Below are 21,152 nucleotides of genomic sequence, written 5' to 3' on the forward strand. Positions count from 1 at the left end.
TCCCCGATCCGGCTCACGGAGTCACTGGTGCGAGGGCCCAAAGCGCGGCGGGCCCGGCGCCCGTGCGGCTGTGTTCCCCGCCGTCCGGCGGGGGCGTCTCCCCGTCGATCGGCGGGGGCCTCGAAAACCTTTACCGGATCGGGATCAAACATTGGATTGACGTCGGTCGTACCGCAACCGGCCCGCCCCGGCCCACGTCATAAGATCGCAGGACGGCACGCCACCGCGAGGGACGGCGCGCCGCCTCCCGGGGGTCACGGACGATGTCGTGCCCCGGGCATGTCCGGCCCCACCCGGGGGCCACCGCCCGACTCCCGACGGAGCGGGCGCGACACCGGTCGGAGAGTCCTCACCGTGCAGCCGCAGCTCACCCGTATTCGCGCCGTCCTGACCGGCGCCGCCGCCCTCACCCTGGCCGCCTCGCTGGCAGCCTGCGGCAGTACGGAGAGCGGCGGCAAGAAGGGGGACTCCGCCAAGGCCACCGGCACGGCGAGCGCGAGCGGCAGTACCGCCCCGGGAACCCCGACGGCCGGCGGCAGCACCTCCGCCGCGCCCACCAGCGCAACCCCGACCGCCTCGGGCAGGGTCCTGATGCCCACCGGTCCGACCACCGCCCTCGCCAAGGCCCGGGACACCCCCGTCGGCCAGATCTTCGTGACCACGCTGGCCGGTCCCAAGTCGGGCGTCTCCGGCAAGGTCTGGGTCTGGCTGCCGCCCGAGTACAACGACCCGAAGTTCGCCAAGACCGGCTTCCCCGTGCTCACCCTCTACGCGGGCGGCCAGAGCAACGGCTACAACACCTGGACCGACGACCAGTTGCCGATCCAGCAGGAGGACGCCGAGCTGGCGAAGGCCGGCAAGGCGCACCCGTTCATCATGGTCATGCCGGTGCAGAACTTCACCTCCGACGAGAAGAACGCCCTGGACTGCTCCGACATCCCGGGCCAGCCCAAGATGGGCACCTGGATGGCCGAGGACATCCCGGACTTCGTCCGCGCCAACTTCCGCACCGTGAAGGGCCGTGACGGCTGGGGCCTGATGGGTGCCTCCACCGGCGCCTTCTGCAGTGCGAAGCTCGCGCTCCAGCATCCGGACAAGTTCAAGGCCGCCGTCCCGATCGACGGCTACTTCAACCCGGACTCCGGGTTCTGGAAGGGCCACGAGGCCGAGCGCCAGGCCAACAGCCCCGACGTGATGGTCGCTCAGGGCAAGGCCGACGTGAAGATGCTGGCCACCGCCGGCGGTGCCAACGGGTACGAGACCAAGCTGGTCAAGGCGTGGGCCGCCAAGGCCGCGCCGCCACTCTCCGTCGAGTACTACGAGCAGCCCGGTGGCAAGCACCTCACCAGCGACTTCAAGAAGATGATCCCGGACGCCCTGCAGTGGCTCAGCAAGAACCTGGCGGGCCCGGCGAGCGACTGATCCGATCGTGCCGCGCCGCCGGCGCCGGGAGTGCCCCCGTGGCCCCCGGCGCCGACGCTTTTCCGGCGGCCGGGCCGCCCCGGCCGGGGCGCTGACCTGCACGTCAATCGGACATTGATTCGGCTCTGATCGACTGTGAGCACTTTGGTGGAACCGCCGTACACCAGCCGTGCCAAGTCGTGAAGAGAGTGTCATGCCGAGCCATCTGCTGCCCGTAGCGTCCCCGCCCGCAGCCCCCGCCCAGTGGGGCTCCGACCGTGCGCAGCCCACCGGCGAGGAGTCGCAAGCCGTCCGGTTCGCCGGGCTGCGGCTGGTGCACGCGGCGCTCCGCCGAGACCTGGCGCGGCTGCCCAACGCGCTGCGGCTGCTTCAGCCCGGCGAGGACGAGAAGGGCGCGGCGCTGCTGCGGCACTGGCACTTCGTCAACGCGATGCTGACCTGCCACCACGAGCAGCAGGACAGCCGGGTCTGGCCGATCGTCCGCCGCTTCGCGCCCGAGCTGCGGCTGCTGCTCAACTGGCTGGAGGAGGACCACCACAACCTCGACCACTCCTTCACCCGGGTCGGCACCCTGGTCCGGATCGCCAGCCGGGACGCAGGCAGCGCCTGGCCGGTCGCCTACGCGATGGAGGATCTGGCGGCCCGGCTGGAAACCCACCTGCGGATCGAGGAGCGCCAGCTGCTGCCCCGGATGGAGCGGGTGTTCAAGGAGACCTCCCGGGTCGGCGGCCTGCCCGAGCTGCTGGACCTGCTGCGCTCCGCCGACGGCCCCGGCACCGCGGACGCGCTCGCCTGGCTGCTGGACGGCGTCGAGCCGGCACTGGTCGAGCGGCTGATCGCGGACTGCGACGACGACGTGGCCCGCAGCTGGCCGCACTGGCAGTCGACCTACCAGCGCTGCACCGCCCCGCTCTGGGGCCCGCCCGACGTCCGGGACGGCGCCGCCGAGTGACCGGCGGCCGTTTTTCCGGGCCGGTGATCTACGCGCGTGGCATATGCCTTGCGAATATGTCACCGGGTCAGCGGATCCCCAGCCGGGCCAGGTATCCCGGCAGGTCGGCCGGGTCGTCGGTGGCCAGCCCGACATAGCCGTCCGGCCGGACGACGAAGAGTCCGCTGCCGTACGCCCCGGCGGCCACTCCGCCGTCCACCCGGTGCGCCCGCACCCCGGCCGGCACGGCCGGCAGGTCGCGGCCGACGGCGAGCACCGTCACGTGCGGGCCGCGGAACAGGTCGAACAGCCGGGCCTCCGCCCCGGCCGACGTCCCCTCCGGTGCCGCGCCCTCCAGCGGAGCGTCCGGCGCCCGGTCGCCCGCCCGCAACGCCTCCTCGGCCACGCCCGGCCGCGCCTCCACGGTGAGCGGCCCGTCCGGGTAGCCGACGCCCAGCTGTTCCGTCCTCGGCCCGCGCAGCCTGCCATCCCGGACGGCACCCGCGCGGTGCAGCCGGGTGGAGATCTCCAGCACGTCGGCGGCGATCGGCAGCCGCTCCTCCTCGTAGCTGTCCAGCAGCTCCTCGGGGGCGTCGTGCAGCAGCACCTGCCCGAGCTTCCAGCCCAGGTTGTAGGCGTCCTGGATGCTGGTGTTGAGGCCCTGCCCGCCCGCCGGGGAGTGGATGTGCGCGGCGTCGCCGGCGAGGAACACCCGGCCGGCCCGGAACCGCTCGGCCAGCGCCGCGCTCGGGCGGAACGCCGAGGTCCAGCGGGCCGTCCCGACCGCCGCGGCGGCGAGGTGGGTGCGGGCTGCGATCACCTCGCGCACCGCGTCCGGTGAGGTGTCCGGTTCCTCGTCCGCGCCGAACTGGGCGAGCAGCTGGAACTCGGTGGTGCCGGGCAGCGGGCAGAGCAGCAGCGCCCCGCCGGGACCGTCCGGCCAGAAGTGCCAGTTGCCGCGGTCGAGCCCGGCGATCTCGACGTCCGCGACCAGCGAGTGCTGCGGGTCGACCTGCTCGCCGGCCATCGGGATGCCCGCCAGCCGGCGGACGGCGCCGCGCCCGCCGTCGGCGGCCACCAGGTACCGGGCCGTGACGGCCCGCTCGGCGCCGTCCGGGCCGGTCAGGGTGGCCGCCACCCGGTCGGGGTGCCGGTCGAGGCCGGTCAGCGCGGTGTCGAAGCGGACTTCTCCGCCGAGCTCCCGCAGCCGGTCGTGCAGGATCTCCTGGGTGCGCCACTGCGGGATCATCCAGACGTCCGGGTACGGGACGGTCGGGTCGTCGGGGGCCGTCCGCTCGACCAGCTCCCATTCGCCCTGCCGCTCGCCGTCCCGCCAGGACAGGATCCGCGGGTAGGGCGCGCCGGCCGCGCGGACGGCGGGCAGGATCCCGAGGTCCTCGAAGACCTCCAGGGTGCGGGGCTGGATCCCCTTGCCGCGGGAGCCGGGGAAGAGCGCCGGGGCGCGTTCCACCAGCAGGGCGCGCACCCCGCGCCGGGCGAGGTCGCAGGCCAGGGTGAGGCCGGTCGGTCCGGCGCCGACGATCAGGACGTCGGTCTGCTCCGGGAGTGCGGTGGGTTGGGGCTGGGCGTGCTGGGCGTGCTGGGCGGGCTGGGGCTGGGCGGGCTGGGGCTGGGCGGGCTGGGGCCGGGCGTGCCGCATGAGAGCTCTCCTTAACGACGTTAAGTTGGCCGATGGGGAGAGCATGGGCTTAACGGTGTTAAATTGTCAATGCCGGGAGCCCGCACCCATGGGCTCGCATCCACAGGAAGGCGGCCGGCCGTGCCACCGAAGCTGGACCGCGCCCAGGTCGTCGACACCGCGCTGCGACTGCTCGACGAGACCGGCCTCGACGGCCTCACCCTGCGCCGCATCGCCGCCGAACTGGACGTCAAGGCACCCGCGCTGTACTGGCACTTCGCCAACAAGCAGGCGCTGCTGGACGAGATGGCCACCGAGATGCTCCGCCGGATGTCCGCCGGGCCGGCCGCTCCGCCCGACTCCTGGCAGGAGGCGCTCGCCGACACCTGCCGCACACTGCGCGCCGCCCTGCTCGGCTACCGCGACGGTGCCAAGGTCTTCAGCGGTACCCGGCTCACCGACTACGGCCACGCCGAGGGCCAACACGCCCTGCTCGGCGTCTTCACCCGGGCCGGCTTCGAACTCGCCGACGCTGCACAGGCGTTCACCACCGGGTACGCGTACACCATCGGCTTCGTGATCGAGGAGCAGGCCGTCCACCCCGTGCCGGGGGAGCGGGCATCCGGCTACGACCCGGAGCAGCGGGCCGCCGCCATCGACCCCGCGTACGAGCTGGCCGCCGCCGCGGGGCAGGACTTCTTCGGGGGGTTCGAGCGCCGCTTCGAACGCGGCCTCGCCGTCCTCGTGGCCGGCGTCGAGCGCGTCCTCGGGCCGTCAACTCCCCAGTCCCCCTAGGGGATTCGCAACGGCTGGATCCGGGGGCAGCCAGGGGGACGGTACCGCCGGGGGCCGATGGCGCGGCGCGTCCGGGCACCTACCGTCGGAGCCATGACCACCTCACCGCGCCCCGTACGGCGCCGCCCCGCACCGGTCCGACCGGCCGCCCTGGCGGCCGGTGCCGTCCTGCTGCTCGGCGGCGGGCTCGCCGCCTGCAAGGGCGGCGCCTTGCCTGAACGACAACACCTGCGACGTCGTCGTCCGCACCGAAGACGGTGAATCCACGCACACCGTCGAGGTCTTCGGCAACGACAAGACCCTCAAGCTGATTGTCGGCCACATCACCGACAACTCGGCCGAGGTGAAGCTCGGAGACGAGACCAAGACCCTCACCGAGGACACCGAGACCACCCTCGGCGCGGCGAAGATCACCCTCCGCAACGCCAACGCGCACGACCACTACGCCGAACTCCACGTCAGCCGCTGACCGCCCGAGCGGACGGCAGGTCCTACTCCGGCAGGCGGTTGAGCCAGGTCAGCGGAGTGACGGCGATCGCCTTGCCCGGCGAACCGTCCCACTCCACCGGCAGGCCCGCCGCCTCCAGCGCCGCCACCACCTCGCGGCCGATCTCCACCGTCCGCAGCTCCGCCGACTCCTTCGACTCGCCCTCGGCCCGGAACCCGCCGTACCGCAGCATCAGCCCGCGCCCGGCGGCCGCGCCCTCGGTGTCCTGCTGGTGGAAGAAGACGAAGCCGCGCGAGTCCTCCTCGGCCTCGCCGCCGATCTCCTCGTAGCCGCAGCTCGAGCAGCAGGTGAAGTCCATCGCCGCGACGATGCCCTGGTCCTCCAGCGCGTCGAACGCCTCCTCCAGCCGGTCCACGTCCGTCGTCTCCGGCCAGGACGCCTGCTCGGCCAGCCGCTCCCGCCAGAGCGGGGCGACGATCTCCTCGGCGTCCTCCTCCTCCAGCCCCTGGTCCTCGAACTCGTCGACCAGGGACTCGGCTATCTCGTCGGGCTCCTGGAAGCCGCACCGGATCAACTCACGGGCACGCTCCTCGGCCTCGCGCCGTACATCGAAGGTGAGCTCGGTGTCCTGGTTCATGCCCGAATCCTCGCACCGCCCACCGACACAACCACCGCCGGGCCCGGTGTTACCGTCCGCCGGTGTTCTCCATCTTCCAACCGCCCCTGATCACCCGTCTGCTGGCCGCCGAGCGCATCCTGATCGCCGGCGCCGGCGGTGGCTTCGACGGGTACGCGGGCCTGCCGCTGGCGCTCGCCTGCGCGCGGCCGGCAAGGAGGTGCGCCTGGCCGACCTCTCCTTCACCCGGTCGCTGTTCGGCAGGCCCGGCCGGTCGCTGTCCGGCAGGCCCGGCCGGTCGCTGTTCAGCCCGAGGCGAGCCGGAACTCCAGGTTGCCGAAGCGGACCTGATCGCCCGGACGGACCCGGACCCCGCCCGCGATCCGGAGGCCGTTCACATGGGTGCCGTTGGTCGAGCCGAGGTCGTACAGCACCCAGCTGTCGCCCTCCCGCCGCAGCTCGGCGTGGTGGCGCGACACCGAGATGTCGTGCAGCCGCAGCCCCGATCCCGGGACCCGGCCGATCGTCAACTGGCGTTCCCCGGACTGCGGCAGGCTCAGTCCGGGCAGCCGCTCGATCCGCCACGCCCCGCGCAGCCGCACGCCGAACGCCGAGAGCTGACCCACCGTCCGCAGTAGGAACCGCCCGACCGGGTTGCCGGCCGGCAGGCCCGCCATCGCCTCGTCCAGCTCGGCCCGGCTGGTGGCGTGCAGCACGAGCTCCATCCGGCCGAGGAAGGTGTCGTGCGAGAGCCGGCCGCTGCCCGCGCCCTCCCGCAGCACTCCGAGCGCCTGCTCGCGCTCGACCTCGGACGGCCGGACCACACGCGTCCGGATCTCAGGAGACGTCATGGCCCGATTGTCGGCTCAGCCGCCCCCGCCTGTCCAGATTGCGGCCGGCTTCAGGGTCGGCGCCAGGGCGGGCTTCAGGGCCGGCGCCGGCCGCGCGGACCGGGCTCCCGGACGTGTCGGGGCGGGGTCAGCTCTTCCTGGCGGCGGCCAGGATCTTGACGGTGGTGTGCAGGAACCGGGCGGTGGCCGAGCCCCGGTAGGACTTGCCGAAGAGGTTGCCGCTGGTCTTCAGCCGTCCGTCCTGGAGGTGGACCACCACATAGGCGGTGGCCGGGTCGGCGCCGATCACCTCGTAGTCGCCCTTCGGCGAGGTGTACGGGACCGGGAAGTCCGCCGGCAGCGGCTCGGAGAGAAAGTTGATCATCAGTCGGAGGTCCGGCGTGACCTCGATGCCCGCGAACGGCTCGGCGGCGAGCACCGCCTCGACCTCCTCGACGGTGCGCAGCATCACCGGGACGGGGTAGCCGAGCGCCTCGGTCAGGTGCTGTTCGATGCGCCGGGTGAGCGCGGCCCGGTCCGGTTCGTCGGTGGTGAAGAAGATGTTGCCGCTCTGGATGTACGAACGAACGTCGCCGAGGCCCAGCTCGGCGAAGAGGGCCCGCACCCGCTCCATCTTCACCGTCCGGCCGCCGACGTTGACGGCGCGCAGGAAGGCGATGTACGTGGTCGTGGTGGTCACCGGGCCAGTCTGGCACCGGGGACGGACATCGCCCCGGTTCGCCGGGATTGTCACCGGTCGGTGCCACACTGACGCCATGGCTACCTGGCAGGATTTCGAGCACGAGGCACCGGATCTGGCCCCCGCCGTGCGGGCCCGCTTCGAGGCCAACAAACACCACGTCCTGGCGACGCTCCGCAAGGACGGCTCACCCCGGGTGAGCGGCACCGAGGTGGAGTTCATCGGCGCCGACCTCACCCTCGGGTCGATGTACGGGGCGGTGAAGGCCCGCGACCTCCAGCGGGACGCCCGCTTCGCCCTGCACGCCCACCCGAGCGACGAGACGATGGAGGGCGGGGACTCCAAGGTCTCGGGCCGCGCCGTCGAGATCACCGACGCGGTCGAGCTGGCCGCCTACGAGGCCGATCTGCCGGAGCCGCCGCCCGGCCCGTTCCACGCCTTCCGGCTGGAGCTGGAGCAGGTGGTGCACACCACCGTGGGCGACGACCACCTCTGGATCACGTCCTGGCGCCCCGGTGAGCCGGTGCAGCGCATCCAGCGGCACTGACGGCGGACTGACGGCGGTACTGACCGCGGTACCGGCGGCGGTACTGACAGCGGTACCAGGGGCGGCGCCGGTGACCGCCCCGGCACCGGGGGCGGCTCCCGCGCGGGTCAGCCCTTCTTCGGCAGTACGGACTTGAGGACCTCGGGCGTCCGGGCCACGACGGCGTGACCGTCGTCCGCGGTGATGATCGGGCGCTGGATCAGGATCGGGTGCGAGGCCATCGCCGCGATCCAGCGTGCCCGGTCGCCCGGCTCCCGGGTCCACTTCTTCATCCCGAGGTCCTTGGCGGACTGCTCGTCGAGCCTGGTGATGTCCCACGGCTCCAGCCCCAGCCGCTCCAGTACCTTCTCCAGTTCGGCGGCGGACGGCGGGTCCTCCAGGTAGCGCCGCACGGTGTACTCGGCGCCCACGGCCTCCAGCTCGCCGAGCGCCGTTCGGCACTTCCCGCATCGCGGGTTGATCCAGATTTCCATGCGGCCAGCGTACCGACCGCCCGGTCCGGAGCGGGTGAACCGGGTGCGGGCCGACCGGCGCAGGGCCCGCGTCCGACGGGAACTTCCTTCCGCCCGAGGAGGGTTGAGAAGCCAGGGGGAGGGTCTCGGGAGGGGAGCACCGGATGGACGGCGCGTCGATCATCGGACAGCTGATGACCAGCGAGGGCAGGGCGGATCCGTACCCGCTGTACGTGCGGGCGCACGAGCTGGGCGCGGCCGCCCCCGCCGGGCCGGGCACCGTCCTCGCGATCGGGCACGCCGCCGCCAACCAGGTGCTGCGCAACCCGGCCTTCATGCTGGAGGCCACCGAGAAACTGGCCCTGGCGGACGCCGCCCTCGCCCGGCACTCCTCCGTCACCCTGCTCGGCCGCTCGATCCTCTAGCGGAACGCGCCCGACCACGGCCGGGTCCGCTCGCTGATCGCCTCGGCGTTCAACGCCCGCCGGGTGGCCGCGCTGCGGCCGGCCGTGGCGGCGGCGGTCGGGCGGCTGCTGGACGGCATGGCACAGCGCGGCGCCGACGGTTCGCCCGTCGACTTCATGGACGCCTTCGCCTTCCGGCTGCCGGTCGAGGTGATCTGCGAGCTGCTCGGCGTCCCCGGGCCCGACCGTTACCGCTTCCGGGGCCTCGCGGGCGACCTCACCATCGCGCTGGAGCTGATCCAGGACCTCGACGAGCTCACCGTCGCCGACGAGGCCGCCGACGAGTTGTCCCGCTACTTCACCGCGCTGGTCGCCGAGCGCCTGGCCCGCCCGCAGGACGACCTGGTCAGCGACCTGGCCCGGATCGCCGCCGACGCCCCCGAGCGGATATCCGGCGCCGAGCTGCTGGCCAACCTGGTGCTGCTGCTGGTGGCCGGCTTCGAGACCACCACCAACCTGCTGGGCAACGGTCTCGCCCTGCTCTTCCGCCACCCGGAGGCGATGGACGGGCTCCGCACCGGCGCGGTGGCCCCCGCGCTGCTGACCGACGAGGTGCTCCGCCACGACTCGCCGGTCCAGCTCACCACCCGGGTCGCGGCCGCCGACGGCCTCGCCGTGGCCGGTGTGCCGGCGCCGGCCGGGAGTGTGGTGGTGGTCCTGCTGGGCGCGGCCAACCACGATCCGGCCCGCTATCACCGTCCGGAGCTGTTCGACCCGGGCCGTACCGACAGCCAGCCGCTCAGCTTCGGCGGCGGCCCGCACTTCTGCCTGGGCTCCCAGCTGGCCCGGCTGGAGGCCGAGGTCGCCGTACCGGCCCTGCTCGACCGCTTCCCCCGGCTGGCGCCCGGCGGCGTCGCCACCCGCCGGGACCGCCTCGTCCTGCGCGGCTACGAGACGTTGCCGGTCACGGTCCGCTGAGCCCCTGCCCCCGGGGGCAGGGGCGTTCGGCCCGGGCAGCCGGGACCAAAGAAAGGGGCCGCCGCGCCGCCGGTGGGGGAGCATGGAAGGACGAACCGGCCGCCCCGGAGCGGTTCGCCCCGGACCGGCGCCCCCACCGGCCGGCCAGGAGGTCTCCGCCGTGCCCACAGCGCCCCGCCCACCGCAGCCGGTGGCCGAGGAGCCGAGACCGCCGCGCTGGGTGGCCTGGCTCCCGGTGGTGCTGGTGGTGCTCGACCTGGTGGCCGAGGCGGTCGTCCCGGACGCCGTCGCGGCCGGCTTCCTGCTGACCGCGCTGCCGGTGGTGGTGGCGTTCAGCCACGGCCCGGCGGTCACCGCCGGCGCCACGGCCGGCGCCCTCGCCCTCCAGCTCCTGCTGGCCCTGCGAGCCGGGCACGTCGACGAGCAGCACCACGTCTGGGTCTACATCTCCACCCTGCTCGCCGGCGTGATGGGCACCGCGCTCTCCTGGCAGCGGATCCGCCAGAGCCGCACCCTGCTGCGCACCCGCACGGTGGCCGCGACCCTGCAACGGACCGTCCTGCGCCCCGTCCCCGAGCGGGCCGGCGGCCTGAGGGTGGCGGGCCTCTACCGCCCGGCCCAGGCCGAGGCGCTGGTCGGCGGTGACCTCTACGAGGTCTGCGACACCCGTTTCGGTGCCCGAGTGCTGCTCGGCGACGTCCGCGGCAAGGGCCTCGGCGCGGTCCGGACGGTGGCCGACGTGCTCGGCGCCTTCCGGGCGACCGCCCACGACACCGCCGACCTGGTCGAACTCGCCGAGCAACTGGACCGCGCGGTGTTGCGCGACGCCGCCGCCCGGGGCGACGACGAGCTGTTCGTGACCGCCGTCCTGCTCCAGTACCGCCCCGGTGCGGAGCACGTCGAGATCGTCAACCGGGGCCATGTCACGCCGCTGCTGCTCTCCGACCACAGCGCCGCCCCGGTGCACTGCCCGTACGAGCTGCCGCTCGGCCTCGGCCCCCTCGGCCGGGCCTCCGCCCGGCGGCCCGACCCCGCGGCCGTCCCCCTCCCGCCCGGTCACACGGTGCTGCTCTACACCGACGGCGTGAGCGAGGCCCGCGATGCCACCGGCGCCTTCTACCCGCTGGCCCGCCGTCTGACCACGCTCGGCACGACGGCCCCGGACCGCCTGGTCTCCTTCCTCGCCCACGACGTCCACGAGTACGCCGGCCTGCTCGCCGACGACCTCGCCGTCCTCGCCCTCACCCGGGAGTGACCGGGTACACCGCCGGCGTGACCCCCGCCCTGCCCCCGTCCCGCCGCTTCGGCACGCCGAAGCCCCCACCCCGGCAGGCGACTGCGGGGGTGGGGGCTTCGGGAACGAGCGGCGACGGCGTTCGGGCCGCGACGGCCTACAGGTCGTAGTAGAGCTCGAACTCGTGCGGGTGCGGGCGCAGGGCGATCGGGGCGATCTCGTTGGTGCGCTTGAAGTCGATCCAGGTCTCGATCAGGTCGGGCGTGAAGACGTTGCCCGCGAGCAGGTACTCGTGGTCGGCCTCCAGGGCCTCCAGGACGGCCGGCAGCGAGGAGGGCACCTGGGGCACGTTGGCGTGCTCCTCGGGGGCCAGCTCGTAGAGGTCCTTGTCGACCGGCTCCAGCGGCTCGATCTTGTTCTTGATGCCGTCGAGGCCGGCCATCAGCATCGCGGCGAAGGCCAGGTACGGGTTGGACGAGGGGTCCGGTGCGCGGAACTCGATCCGCTTGGCCTTGGCGTTGGAGCCGGTGATCGGGATGCGGATCGCGGCCGAGCGGTTGCGCTGCGAGTAGACGAGGTTGACCGGCGCTTCGAAGCCCGGGACCAGGCGGTGGTAGGAGTTCACCGACGGGTTGGTGAAGGCCAGCAGCGACGGGGCGTGCTTGAGCAGCCCGCCGATGTAGTAGCGGGCGGTGTCGGAGAGCCCGGCGTAGCCCTGCTCGTCGTAGAAGAGCGGCGAGCCCTCCGTCCACAGCGACTGGTGGACGTGCATGCCCGAGCCGTTGTCGCCGAAGATCGGCTTCGGCATGAAGGTGGCGGTCTTGCCGTTGCGCCAGGCGACGTTCTTGATGATGTACTTGAACAGCATCAGGTCGTCGGCGGCGTGCAGCAGGGTGTTGAACTTGTAGTTGATCTCCGCCTGGCCGGCCGTGCCCACCTCGTGGTGCTGGCGCTCGACCTCCAGGCCGGCCGCGGCCAGCTCCAGGGACATCTCGGCGCGCAGGTCGGCGAAGTGGTCGACCGGCGGGATCGGGAAGTATCCGCCCTTGTACTTGACCTTGTAGCCGCGGGCGTCGCCCTCGGCGGAGCCGGTGTTCCAGGCGCCCGCCTCGGAGTCGATGTGGTAGTACGACGCGTTGGCGCTGGTGTCGAACCGGACCGAGTCGAAGACGTAGAACTCGGCCTCGGGACCGAAGAACGCGGTGTCGGCGATGCCGGAGGAGGCGAGGTAGGCCTCCGCCTTCTTGGCGACGTTGCGCGGGTCGCGGCTGTAGGCCTCGCCGGTGACCGGGTCCTGGATGAAGAAGTTGATGTTGAGGTGCTTCTCCTTGCGGAACGGGTCGAGCCGGGCCGTGGCCAGGTCCGGGACGAGTGCCATGTCGGACTCGTGGATGGCCTGGAAGCCGCGGATCGACGAACCGTCGAACATCAGGGTCTCGGACGGGTCGAAGGTCGCCGCGGGCACGGAGAAGTGCTGCATGACGCCCGGGAGATCGCAGAACCGGACGTCGATGAACTTCACATCGTTGTCCTGAATGAACTGCTTCACTTCGGCGGCGTTGTTGAACATCCATCCTCCTCGGCGTGCGAATTGGGCTCACCCTAGGAATGGCCCGTTTCCAACCGGTGACCCGGTCGTTTCCTGAATGTTAACCGCCGCCGTTGAACGGGCGGCAAAATCGTACGCTCCGGGGCAAAACGCTTCGCCCGCCCTGGTCGGGCCGCTTGAGTGGTCTGGACCACTTGGGAAGCGCCGGGCGACGCGATTCACCCTCCGGGGGAGGCGGTGCAGGCCCGGACCGTCCGCCCGGTTAGTGTGGATTCGTGGACACCAGAGAAGCGTTGGGATCGTGGATCGACGGCCCGAAGGCGGCCGCCGAGAAGATGGGCACCGACTTCGGCCACCGTGGTGAGCGCCTCGGACTCCCCAAGGAGGGCCCCGGCTCGATCGCCGGCCCGGGCCGCCGGCTGGGCGCGCTCTTCGTCGACGGCTGGCTGGTCTCCCTGGTCGCCTACGGGCTGATCGCCAAGGGCTCCCCGGGCTCGGCCAACATGTGGACCACCCCGCTCTTCTTCGCCGTCACCGCGCTGCTGCTCGCCACCACGGGGACGACCGTCGGAAAGCGGCTGTTCGGCCTGCGGGTGGTGCGCCTGGACGGCAGCCGCGCCACCATCCCCCAGGTGCTGCTGCGCACGCTGCTGCTCTGCCTGCTGGTGCCGGCCCTGGTCTGGGACCGCGACACCCGCGGCCTGCACGACAAGGCGGTCGGCACCGCCGAGGTCCGGATCTGAGGTCCGGCCCCGAGGCGCGTGACGCGAGGGGTATGACCTGAGGCGTGGCCCCGAGGCCGGGCCGATGCCCGGAAGAGGATTCGAGAACGTCGAACGGCCCCGCCGCGGAACTTCCGCGGCGGGGCCGTTTCGTGCGAATGGGGAGGGGTGGGTCAGCGGGCCTGGCCGCCCTTGGGCATCCGGGCACCCTTGGGCATCGGGCCCTTGGGGATCGGCGCCTTGGAGAGCAGGTCGCCCAGGGCGCGCAGCCGGTCGTTGGTCTCGGTGACCTGGGCCGGGGTGATGGCGCGCGGCAGACGCATCAGGTGGACCTGCAGCTTCTTGAGCGGAATCTCGCCCTCGCCGTTGCCCACCACGATGTCGTGCACCGGCACGTCGCCGACGACCCGGGCCATCTTCTTCTTCTCGGAGGCCAGCAGCTGGCGCACCCGGTTCGGGTTGCCCTCGCCGATCAGCGCGATGCCGGCCCGGCCCACGGCGCGGTAGACCGCGTCCTGGCTACGGGTGACCGCCACCGGGGTGGAACTCGCGCTCCACCCTCGCTTGATGTTGTTCAGCACCGCCGCTACGGCCCCCGGCTGCCCTTCCATCTGCCCGAACGCTGCGCGTTCGGCCCGGCGCCCGAAGACGATCGCCATGGCCAGGAAGGCCACGATGAAGCCCAGGATGCCCAGATAGATCGGGTGGTCGATTGCGAAGCCGATGGCGAGGAACACGCCGAAGGTCAGCAGGCCGACGCCGGCGATGATCAGGCCGATCTTGGTGTCGACCTTCTTGGTCATGGTGTACGCCAGGCGGATCTGCTTCAGCCGCCCGGGGTTTTCGGATGTTTCCCTCGCCATAACGCTCATGGTACGTGGCGTGGGTACGGGATATCCAAGCCCGGGTGCCCGTTCGCCCCAACCGTGACTCTGGTGGACCCGCGCGGCTCCGTAGGGGTACGAACGCGGGGGCTCCGCCGGCGGTGCGCAGCCGGCGGGACCGCCACTCGGCTAGCGGTGCGCGGACTCGGTGACGGGGCCGCCGGGCGGCGCGTCGCGCTCGCGGTCCGCCGCGTACCGGCGGTTCTCGCAGACCGCCGCCCAGGCGTTGCGCCGGGCCTGTCGCTGGCCGCCGGCCAGCAGCACGCTCTCGGCCAGTCGCAGCGCGGTGCCCACCGACCGGATGCCGACCTGCATGTCGAACAGCTCCCCTCGTGACGGACCCGGTGACAGGGTCCGTGGCGGAAATGATTCGAACGGTCCCATTGTCACCACCCCGTGTTACCAGTCCGTGACCTGGCAGTCAAAGCCTGGTGAACCCGGAGAACCCGAAGGGCGGAGCCGAAGCTCCGCCCTTCGGTGGCCGGAAGCCGCCGGCCGGTCAGGCCGACGCCTGCGCGCGGTGCTCCAGCGCCTGCCGGTACAGCCGCCCGGCGCGGTACGAGGAGCGCACCAGCGGGCCGGACATGACGCCGGCGAAGCCCAGCTCCTCGGCCTCCTGCTGGAGCTCGACGAACTCGTGCGGCTTCACCCAGCGCTCCACCGGGTGGTGGCGCACCGACGGGCGCAGGTACTGGGTGATGGTGATCAGCTCACAGCCGGCCCCGACCAGGTCGGCCAGCGCCTGGCTGACCTCCTCGCGGGTCTCGCCCATGCCCAGGATCAGGTTGGACTTGGTGACCAGCCCGGCCGCGCGGGCCTGGGTGATGACGTCCAGCGAGCGCTCGTAGCGGAACGCGGGCCGGATCCGCTTGAAGATCCGCGGGACCGTCTCGACGTTGTGCGCCAGCACCTCGGGGCGGGACGAGAAGACCTCGGCCAGCTGCTCGGGCACCGCGTTGAAGTCGGGGATCAGCAGCTCGACGCCGGTGCGGCCGGCCTCGCGCCCGGCCGTCATCGCGTGCACCTGGCGCACCGTCTCGGCGTACAGCCAGGCGCCGCCGTCCTCCAGGTCGTCGCGGGCGACGCCGGTGATGGTGGCGTAGTTGAGGTCCATGGTCACGATGGACTCGGCAACGCGGCGCGGCTCGTCGCGGTCGAACTCGGCGGGCTTGCCGGTGTCGATCTGACAGAAGTCGCAGCGGCGGGTGCACTGGTCACCGCCGATGAGGAAGGTCGCCTCGCGGTCCTCCCAGCACTCGAAGATGTTGGGGCAGCCGGCCTCCTGGCAGACCGTGTGCAGCCCCTCCTTCTTCACCAGCGACTGGAGGGCGTTGTACTCCGGGCCCATCTTCGCGCGGGTCTTGATCCACTCGGGCTTCCGCTCGATGGGGGTCTCGCTGTTGCGGACCTCCAGGCGGAGCAGCTTCCTGCCGTCGGGTGCGACAGCGGACACGTGCGACTCCTAGAACTAGACGGGGTACCCCCAGGGTACGCCTGTGCTTGTACGGCCTTCGCCGGGCCGGTGGCCCGCAATCGCAGGGCAACATCGCTACCGGCGGGTAGATTCCCCGGACCAGCCGGGTGGATTTCCCGGACCTGCCGGGTGGATCCCGGGACCTGCGGGTCGTCCCGGGTCAGCGGCTGAGCGCCGGCTCCGGCAGTTCGGCGAACACGTCCGCCAGGTGTTTCGAGACCGCGGACAGCGCCTCGCCGACCGGGAACTCGCGGCCCAGCTCGCCCGAGAGCGACGCGACGCCCGCGTCCCGGATGCCGCACGGCACGATCCGGTCGAACCAGGTCATGTCCGGATTGCAGTTCAGCGCGAAGCCGTGCATGGTCACCCCGCGCGAGACCCGCACGCCGATCGCGGCGAGCTTGCGGTCGTCGCCGCGCTGCCCGGCGTTGGAGGGCGCGTACTCCGGCCCGGCCAGGCGCGGGTCGATGCCCAGCGGCAGGCCCATCCGCAGGGTCAGCTTGCCGAGGTCCACCACCTGCGACGGGTCCACCACCGCGTCCGGGATGGCCTCGCCCAGCACCCAGACCCCGCTGCGGCCCTCGACCCGGGTGGTCTCCACGCCGAACTCGCCGCAGGCCCGGATCAGTGCCTCCTCCAGCCGGCGCACGTACGCGACGACGTCCATCGGCTCGGGGAGCTTCACGATCGGGTAGCCGACCAGCTGGCCGGGGCCGTGCCAGGTGATCTCGCCACCCCGGTTGACCTCGACCACCGGCGTGCCGTCCAGCGGCAGGTCGGCCGGGTTGGTGCGCCGGCCCATCGTGTACACGGGCGGGTGCTCCAGCAGCAGCACGGTGTCGGGGATCTCGTCCGCGACCCGCAGCGCGTGCAGCCGCTGCTGCTCCTCCCAGGCCTCCTGGTAGGGGACCGCGCCCTCGCCGATGCCCATCCGCACGAACCGTATGTTCGCGCTCATGCGCCCACCTCACCGAGCTCGGCGGTCACGTCGCGCGACGTGTGCCTGTTGATGGTTCGCTCGCTCACTGCTGCTGCTCCTTGCCAGGCGTTCGAGACCAACCTCGCCACTGTACGCCCCGGCCGCGATCGGCCGTTCAGGTGCCCGCGAGCAGCCCGGGGCCGGCCGTTCGTTCAGGTGCCCGCGAGCAGCTGGAGCCGCAGCGCCAGCTGGAGCTCCAGCGAGCGCTCGGGGTGGTTCCAGTCCCGGCCGAGCAGCACCTCGACCCGGTCCAGCCGCTGCACCACCGTGTTCACGTGGACGTGCAGCTCGTCCTTGGCCCGGGTCAGGCTGCCGCCGCAGTCGAAGTAGGCGCGCAGGGTGCGGACCAGCTCGGTGCCGCGCCGGGCGTCGTAGTCCAGCAGCGGGCCGAGCGTCGCGCCGACGAAGCCGTCCACGTCGTGGCCGTCCCCGAGCAGCACCCCGAGGAAGCCGAGCGCCCGGGCGGAGGCGCCGTCCCCGGCCCGGCCGAGCACCCGCAGCGCCCGGACGCAGCGCAGGCCCTCGGCGTACGAGGCGGCCAGCGCGACCGGGCCGGCGGCGGGCCGGCCGGCGCCCACGGTGACCGGGAACCCGGCCAGCCGGGCGAGCCGCTCGGCCGCCTGCCCGGCCGCCTCCTGGGGGGCGCCCGCCGAGCCGTCGTCCGGGAGCAGCAGGACGACGGTCTCGCCGTGCTCCGCGCTGATGCCGCGCGAGCCGAACAGGTACCGCCCGGCGGCGCCCGCCAGCCGGCCGCGGTCGGTGGCGGCCGTGGCGGCGCTGGGCGCGGCGCCGGGGGCGCCGGCCGGTTCGGCGACCAGCACCAGGTGCGGGCGGCCGAGGTCCACGCCGAGCCGGCGGCCGCGTGCGGTGAGGCCGGCCGGGTCGCGGTCGGGGGCGGTGAGCAGGTCGGCGAGCAGTTCGCCGCGGACCCTGTTCTCGGTCTCGGCGACCGAGCGGCGCAGCAGCAGGAGCAGCGCGGTGACCACACCGGCCCGCTCGAACAGCCGCCGGTCGGCGTCGTCCAGGCCCGGCCGGCCGAGCAGCACCAGGGTGCCCAGCGGCTCCTGACCGGCCAGCACCGCGCAGACCCAGGCGTCACCGTGCCGCACCGAGCGGCCCTCGGACCGGGACGCGGCGACCGCCTCGGCCAGCCCCTCGGCGGGCGCGGCCCGGCCGGCCAGCGGCTCGCCGCCGGTGTCCAGCACGGCTATCTCGCCGCCCAGCAGCGCGGCCACCGCGGCGGCGACGTCCGGTACTTCGGCGCCGCGCAGCACCAGGTCGGTGAGCCGGTCGTGGCCCTGCTCGGCGCGCTGGACGGCGGCGGAGTGGGCCCGGATCAGCTCGTTGGCGCTGTTCAGCTCGGCGAGCGCGGCCCGGGTGTCGGCCAGCGACTTGGCGGTGTCCAGGGCGATCGCGGCGTGCGCGGCCAGGGTGCAGAGCAGCGCGACCTCGTCGGGGGAGAAGGCGCGCGGCGAGCGGTCGGCGGCGAAGAGCACGCCGATCACCTGGCCACCGAGCAGCAGCGGCACCCCGATGATCGCCACCAGGCCCTCGTCGAGCACGCCGGCGTCGATGGTGCCGGTGTGGTGGAAGCGTTCGTCGGTCCGGTAGTCGGGGGTCGCGTACGGGCGGGCGGTCTGGGCGACCAGGCCGCCGAGGCCGTCGCCGAGGCTGAGCCGCAGGGTCTGGAAGAGCACGGAGACCGAGCCGTCGGTCACCCGCATGTAGGTGTCGCCGGCGGCCTCGTCCGGGAGGGTCAGGTAGGCGGTGTGGGTGCCGAGCAGCATCCGGGCCCGGCGGACGATCGCCTGGAGCACGCTGTCGAGGTCCCGGGAGGCGGCGAGATCCCCGGCGGTATCGAACAGGGCCGTCAGCTCGGCCTCGCGGCGGCGGTGCTGACGCAGCGTCCGGTGCACCCGCAACGCCTGCCAGGTGGCGTCGTCGATCTCGCTCAGCACGGCCCCCGGCGCCCCCTGCCGGCGCGCGTCGGCCAGCACGTCGGCGAAGTCCTCGGTGGCGGCGCCGGAGGCGAGCAGGTCGAGCAGCCGCCGCAGCGCGGGCGCCGAGCTGGTGTGGGGGAGGGGGTCGTTCACGGTACGGCCGCCAATCGGCAGTGGGTCTCGGTCCCCAGGGACGGAAGCGCGATCGTAGCTGCTCGTTCCGGGTGGCCGTGGACGGCCGGCGCTCATGCGGTAATGAGCGCCGGCCGCCGGGTGGTCAGACGATCGCGGGCTTCCCGACCGAGGCCTGATCGGCCTCCGCGGCCCTCTCCTCGACCTCCGCCAGATCGCTGCCGCGGGTCTCCCGGCTGCAGAGCACCGCGAGGACGGTGATCGCCGCCGCGATGGCCACGTACACCGCGATCGGGGTGGAACTGCCGTAGTCCTTCAGCAGCGCGGTCGCGATCAGCGGCGCGGGCGCGCCGGCCGCCACCGAGGCGAACTGGGCGCCGATCGACGCGCCCGAGTACCGCATCCGGGTGGCGAACATTTCGGAGAAGAAGGCCGCCTGCGGTGCGTACATGGCGCTGTGGAAGACCAGTCCGACGGTCACCGCCAGCACCAGCGAGCCGAACGATTTCGTGTCCACCAGCCCGAAGAAGACGAACGCCCAGACGCCGACGCCCACCGCGCCGACCAGATACACCGGCTTGCGCCCGACCCGGTCGGAGAGCGCCCCGAAGAGCGGGATCAGCGCGAACTGGATCGCCGAGGCGATCAGCACCGCGTTCAGCGCGGTCTGCTTGGGCAGGTGAACCCGGGTCACGGCGTAGGCCAGGACGAACGTGGTCATCACGTAGTAGGAGATGTTCTCCGCCATCCGGGCGCCCATCGCCACCAGCACCTCCCGCCAGTGGTGCCGCACCACCGCGACCAGCGGCGGCTGTTCGGCCTGCCGCTGCGAGGCCTTGCGCGCCTCGGAGCGGGCCAGCGCCTCCTTGAACAGCGGGGACTCGTCGACCGCCAGCCGGATCCACATCCCGACCGCGACCAGCAGCGCCGACAGCAGGAACGGCACCCGCCAGCCCCAGGAGAGGAAGGTGGCGTCGGACTGCATGGTGGTCAGCAGCGAGAGCACGCCCGCCGCCAACAGGTTCCCGGCCGGTGCGCCGCCCTGCGGCCAGGACGCCCAGAACCCGCGCCGCCGGGCATCCCCGTGCTCGGACACCAGCAGCACCGCGCCACCCCACTCGCCGCCGAGCGCGAAGCCCTGCACCAGCCGCAGCAGGGTGAGCAGCACCGGCGCCGCCACGCCGACCTGGTGGTACGTCGGCAGCAGCCCGATCAGCGTGGTCGACCCGCCCATCAGCAGCAGGCTCACCACCAGCAGCTTCTTGCGGCCGATCCGGTCGCCGAAGTGCCCGAAGACCAGCGCGCCGAGCGGCCGGGCGGCGAACCCGATCGCGTAGGTGAGGAAGGAGAGCAGCGTCCCGGTCAGCGGATCGCTCGCCGGGAAGAACACCTTGCCGAAGACCAGCGCGGCGGCGGTGCCGTACAGGAAGTAGTCGTACCACTCGATGGTGGTGCCGATCAGGCTGGCACCGACCACCTTCCAGAGCGGTGAGCCCGGTCTCGCGACGGTGGGAGAACTGGCCATGGGATCAAGCCTCTCGGAGGGGGACGGGCGGGGGAGCGGCGGGGAGGGTCAGTGCGCGGTCCAGCCGCCGTCGACGGGGAGGCTGGCACCGGTGATGTAGGAGGCGTGCGCGGAGCAGAGCCAGAGGGCGAGCTGGGCCACCTCGTCGGGTTCGATCAGCCGCTTGACGGCGGTGCGGTCGAGCATGATCTGCTCCACCACCTCGTCCTCGCGGATGCCGTGTGCCAGCGCCTGGCCGGCGATCTGGCGCTCCACCAGCGGGGTGCGGACGTAGCCGGGGTTGATGCAGTTGCTGGTGACGCCGTGCGGCGCGCCCTCCAGGGCGACCGTCTTGCTCAGCCCCTCCAGCGCGTGCTTGGCGGTCACGTAGGCCGACTTGAAGGCGCTGGCACGCAGGCCGTGGACGGAGGAGATGTTGACCACCCGCCCCCAGGCCTGCTCGTACATGTGCGGCAGGGTGCGGCGCAGGATGCGGAACGGGGCCTCGACCATCACCCGCTGGATCAGGGTGAAGCGTTCGAGCGGGAACTCGTGCACGGGGGCGACGTGCTGGAGGCCGGCGTTGTTGACCACGATGTCGGCGTCGTCCGGCAGGCCCTCGACCGCCTCCGGGTCGGAGAGGTCCGCGACGTGGGCGACGCCGCCGATCCGCTCGGCGAGCTCCCGGGCCGGGGCGGCCGCGAGGTCGACGACGTAGACCCGGGCGCCGGCCTCGGCGAAGGCCTCCGCGCAGGCCCGGCCGATCCCCGAGGCGGCCCCGGTGACCAGGGCCGTACGGCCGTCGAGCGGGCGGGCTGAAGTGGTGTCCATGGCCGAGAACGGTAGGAATCCGGCGGCCCGGCTCCTATGTGGCGGGGGCCTACAGCAATCCGGTGAACTGTGGCGGTCAGCACTACGACGGTCGATCGGCGGTTCGGCCACCTGGAGTCAAACCCATCTTGTCCTGGCTTC

At 72.8% G+C, this 21,152-nt stretch carries 22 protein-coding genes and 1 pseudogene; 10 read left to right on the plus strand and 13 right to left on the minus strand.

All coding sequences use genetic code 11. From position 1 onward, the window contains the following. Positions 1-354: 354 nt before the first annotated feature. The gene (locus ACZ6NC_RS03280) at positions 355-1,422 is read left to right on the plus strand and encodes an alpha/beta hydrolase (RefSeq protein WP_465728444.1); all 1,068 of its coding nucleotides are present in this window, start codon (positions 355-357) and stop codon (positions 1,420-1,422) included. Between the two features lie 193 nt (positions 1,423-1,615). After that, complete coding sequence (locus ACZ6NC_RS03285; protein ID WP_465728446.1) at positions 1,616-2,374, plus strand: hemerythrin domain-containing protein; 759 nt, start codon at positions 1,616-1,618, stop codon at positions 2,372-2,374. A gap of 67 nt (positions 2,375-2,441) precedes the next feature. Here the strand turns inward: ACZ6NC_RS03285 and ACZ6NC_RS03290 are convergent, their stop codons facing one another. After that, positions 2,442-4,013 (minus strand): FAD-dependent monooxygenase, encoded by a 1,572-nt coding sequence (locus ACZ6NC_RS03290; RefSeq protein WP_465728448.1) that lies wholly within the window; start codon positions 4,011-4,013, stop codon positions 2,442-2,444. 120 nt (positions 4,014-4,133) lie between these two features. Between ACZ6NC_RS03290 and ACZ6NC_RS03295 the strand changes: the two genes are divergently transcribed. Both ACZ6NC_RS03295 and ACZ6NC_RS03300 read left to right on the plus strand, forming a co-directional pair. Further along, positions 4,134-4,787, plus strand: a complete 654-nt coding sequence (locus ACZ6NC_RS03295) for a TetR/AcrR family transcriptional regulator C-terminal domain-containing protein (RefSeq protein WP_465728450.1) — start codon at positions 4,134-4,136, stop codon at positions 4,785-4,787. Between the two features lie 160 nt (positions 4,788-4,947). Then, positions 4,948-5,256 (plus strand): hypothetical protein, encoded by a 309-nt coding sequence (locus tag ACZ6NC_RS03300; protein WP_465728452.1) that lies wholly within the window; start codon positions 4,948-4,950, stop codon positions 5,254-5,256. 22 nt (positions 5,257-5,278) lie between these two features. Here ACZ6NC_RS03300 and ACZ6NC_RS03305 read toward each other — a convergent pair whose 3' ends face one another. After that, complete coding sequence (locus ACZ6NC_RS03305; protein ID WP_465728454.1) at positions 5,279-5,872, minus strand: DUF6891 domain-containing protein; 594 nt, start codon at positions 5,870-5,872, stop codon at positions 5,279-5,281. Between the two features lie 62 nt (positions 5,873-5,934). Between ACZ6NC_RS03305 and ACZ6NC_RS03310 the strand changes: the two are divergent. Beyond that, a pseudogene (locus ACZ6NC_RS03310) lies at positions 5,935-6,113 on the plus strand (DUF1152 domain-containing protein); the annotation flags it as partial. A gap of 43 nt (positions 6,114-6,156) precedes the next feature. Here ACZ6NC_RS03310 and ACZ6NC_RS03315 read toward each other — a convergent pair. Together ACZ6NC_RS03315 and ACZ6NC_RS03320 are read right to left on the minus strand one after the other, a co-directional pair. Beyond that, positions 6,157-6,702 carry an FHA domain-containing protein gene (locus ACZ6NC_RS03315; protein WP_465728456.1) on the minus strand — a complete coding sequence of 182 codons (546 nt, stop codon included), beginning with the start codon at positions 6,700-6,702 and terminating at the stop codon, positions 6,157-6,159. Between the two features lie 127 nt (positions 6,703-6,829). Then, positions 6,830-7,381: a DUF1697 domain-containing protein gene (locus ACZ6NC_RS03320; protein ID WP_465728458.1), complete on the minus strand. Its 552-nt coding sequence runs from the start codon at positions 7,379-7,381 to the stop codon at positions 6,830-6,832. 76 nt (positions 7,382-7,457) lie between these two features. On the opposite strand from ACZ6NC_RS03320, the gene ACZ6NC_RS03325 reads away from it, so the two are divergent. Then, positions 7,458-7,928, plus strand: coding sequence for a pyridoxamine 5'-phosphate oxidase family protein (locus tag ACZ6NC_RS03325; protein WP_465728460.1), 471 nt, complete (start codon positions 7,458-7,460; stop codon positions 7,926-7,928). A gap of 107 nt (positions 7,929-8,035) precedes the next feature. On the opposite strand, the gene ACZ6NC_RS03330 is transcribed toward ACZ6NC_RS03325, so the two are convergent. Continuing rightward, a complete protein-coding gene (locus ACZ6NC_RS03330) occupies positions 8,036-8,401 on the minus strand; it encodes an arsenate reductase family protein (protein WP_465728462.1) in 366 nt (121 codons plus the stop codon). Between the two features lie 143 nt (positions 8,402-8,544). On the opposite strand from ACZ6NC_RS03330, the gene ACZ6NC_RS03335 reads away from it, so the two are divergent. The 3 genes from ACZ6NC_RS03335 (at position 8,545) to ACZ6NC_RS03345 (ending at position 11,017) form a co-directional block, all read left to right on the plus strand. Then, positions 8,545-8,805 carry a hypothetical protein gene (locus ACZ6NC_RS03335; RefSeq protein ID WP_465728464.1) on the plus strand — a complete coding sequence of 87 codons (261 nt, stop codon included), beginning with the start codon at positions 8,545-8,547 and terminating at the stop codon, positions 8,803-8,805. 63 nt (positions 8,806-8,868) lie between these two features. Beyond that, entirely contained in the window at positions 8,869-9,762 is an 894-nt protein-coding gene (locus ACZ6NC_RS03340; RefSeq protein ID WP_465728466.1) for a cytochrome P450, read from the plus strand. 160 nt (positions 9,763-9,922) lie between these two features. Beyond that, entirely contained in the window at positions 9,923-11,017 is a 1,095-nt protein-coding gene (locus ACZ6NC_RS03345; protein ID WP_465728468.1) for a PP2C family protein-serine/threonine phosphatase, read from the plus strand. Between the two features lie 136 nt (positions 11,018-11,153). On the opposite strand, the gene glnA is transcribed toward ACZ6NC_RS03345, so the two are convergent. After that, complete coding sequence (glnA, locus tag ACZ6NC_RS03350) at positions 11,154-12,566, minus strand: type I glutamate--ammonia ligase (RefSeq protein ID WP_465728470.1); 1,413 nt, start codon at positions 12,564-12,566, stop codon at positions 11,154-11,156. Positions 12,567-12,820: 254 nt separating this feature from the next. Here glnA and ACZ6NC_RS03355 point away from each other — a divergent pair, with 254 nt between their 5' ends. Next, positions 12,821-13,288 (plus strand): RDD family protein, encoded by a 468-nt coding sequence (locus tag ACZ6NC_RS03355; protein ID WP_465728472.1) that lies wholly within the window; start codon positions 12,821-12,823, stop codon positions 13,286-13,288. A 152-nt stretch (positions 13,289-13,440) separates the two neighbouring features. Here ACZ6NC_RS03355 and ACZ6NC_RS03360 read toward each other — a convergent pair whose 3' ends face one another. From ACZ6NC_RS03360 to ACZ6NC_RS03390, 7 genes are all read right to left on the minus strand, one after another. Next, the gene (locus ACZ6NC_RS03360) at positions 13,441-14,130 is read right to left on the minus strand and encodes a DUF4191 domain-containing protein (RefSeq protein ID WP_465728474.1); all 690 of its coding nucleotides are present in this window, start codon (positions 14,128-14,130) and stop codon (positions 13,441-13,443) included. A 150-nt stretch (positions 14,131-14,280) separates the two neighbouring features. Next, positions 14,281-14,466 (minus strand): SCO2195 family GlnR-regulated protein, encoded by a 186-nt coding sequence (locus ACZ6NC_RS03365; RefSeq protein ID WP_465728476.1) that lies wholly within the window; start codon positions 14,464-14,466, stop codon positions 14,281-14,283. A gap of 184 nt (positions 14,467-14,650) precedes the next feature. Beyond that, the gene (gene lipA / locus ACZ6NC_RS03370) at positions 14,651-15,604 is read right to left on the minus strand and encodes a lipoyl synthase (RefSeq protein WP_465728478.1); all 954 of its coding nucleotides are present in this window, start codon (positions 15,602-15,604) and stop codon (positions 14,651-14,653) included. A 181-nt stretch (positions 15,605-15,785) separates the two neighbouring features. Beyond that, on the minus strand, positions 15,786-16,583 hold the full coding sequence (lipB, locus tag ACZ6NC_RS03375; protein ID WP_465728480.1) for a lipoyl(octanoyl) transferase LipB: 798 nt from the start codon (positions 16,581-16,583) through the stop codon (positions 15,786-15,788). 173 nt (positions 16,584-16,756) lie between these two features. Further along, positions 16,757-18,697, minus strand: coding sequence for a helix-turn-helix domain-containing protein (locus ACZ6NC_RS03380; protein ID WP_465728482.1), 1,941 nt, complete (start codon positions 18,695-18,697; stop codon positions 16,757-16,759). 124 nt (positions 18,698-18,821) lie between these two features. Beyond that, positions 18,822-20,201: an MFS transporter gene (locus ACZ6NC_RS03385; protein ID WP_465728484.1), complete on the minus strand. Its 1,380-nt coding sequence runs from the start codon at positions 20,199-20,201 to the stop codon at positions 18,822-18,824. A gap of 48 nt (positions 20,202-20,249) precedes the next feature. Next, complete coding sequence (locus ACZ6NC_RS03390) at positions 20,250-21,011, minus strand: 3-hydroxybutyrate dehydrogenase (RefSeq protein WP_465728486.1); 762 nt, start codon at positions 21,009-21,011, stop codon at positions 20,250-20,252. Positions 21,012-21,152: the final 141 nt, after the last annotated feature.

It is taken from the genome of Kitasatospora sp. NPDC041988 (assembly GCF_055588525.1).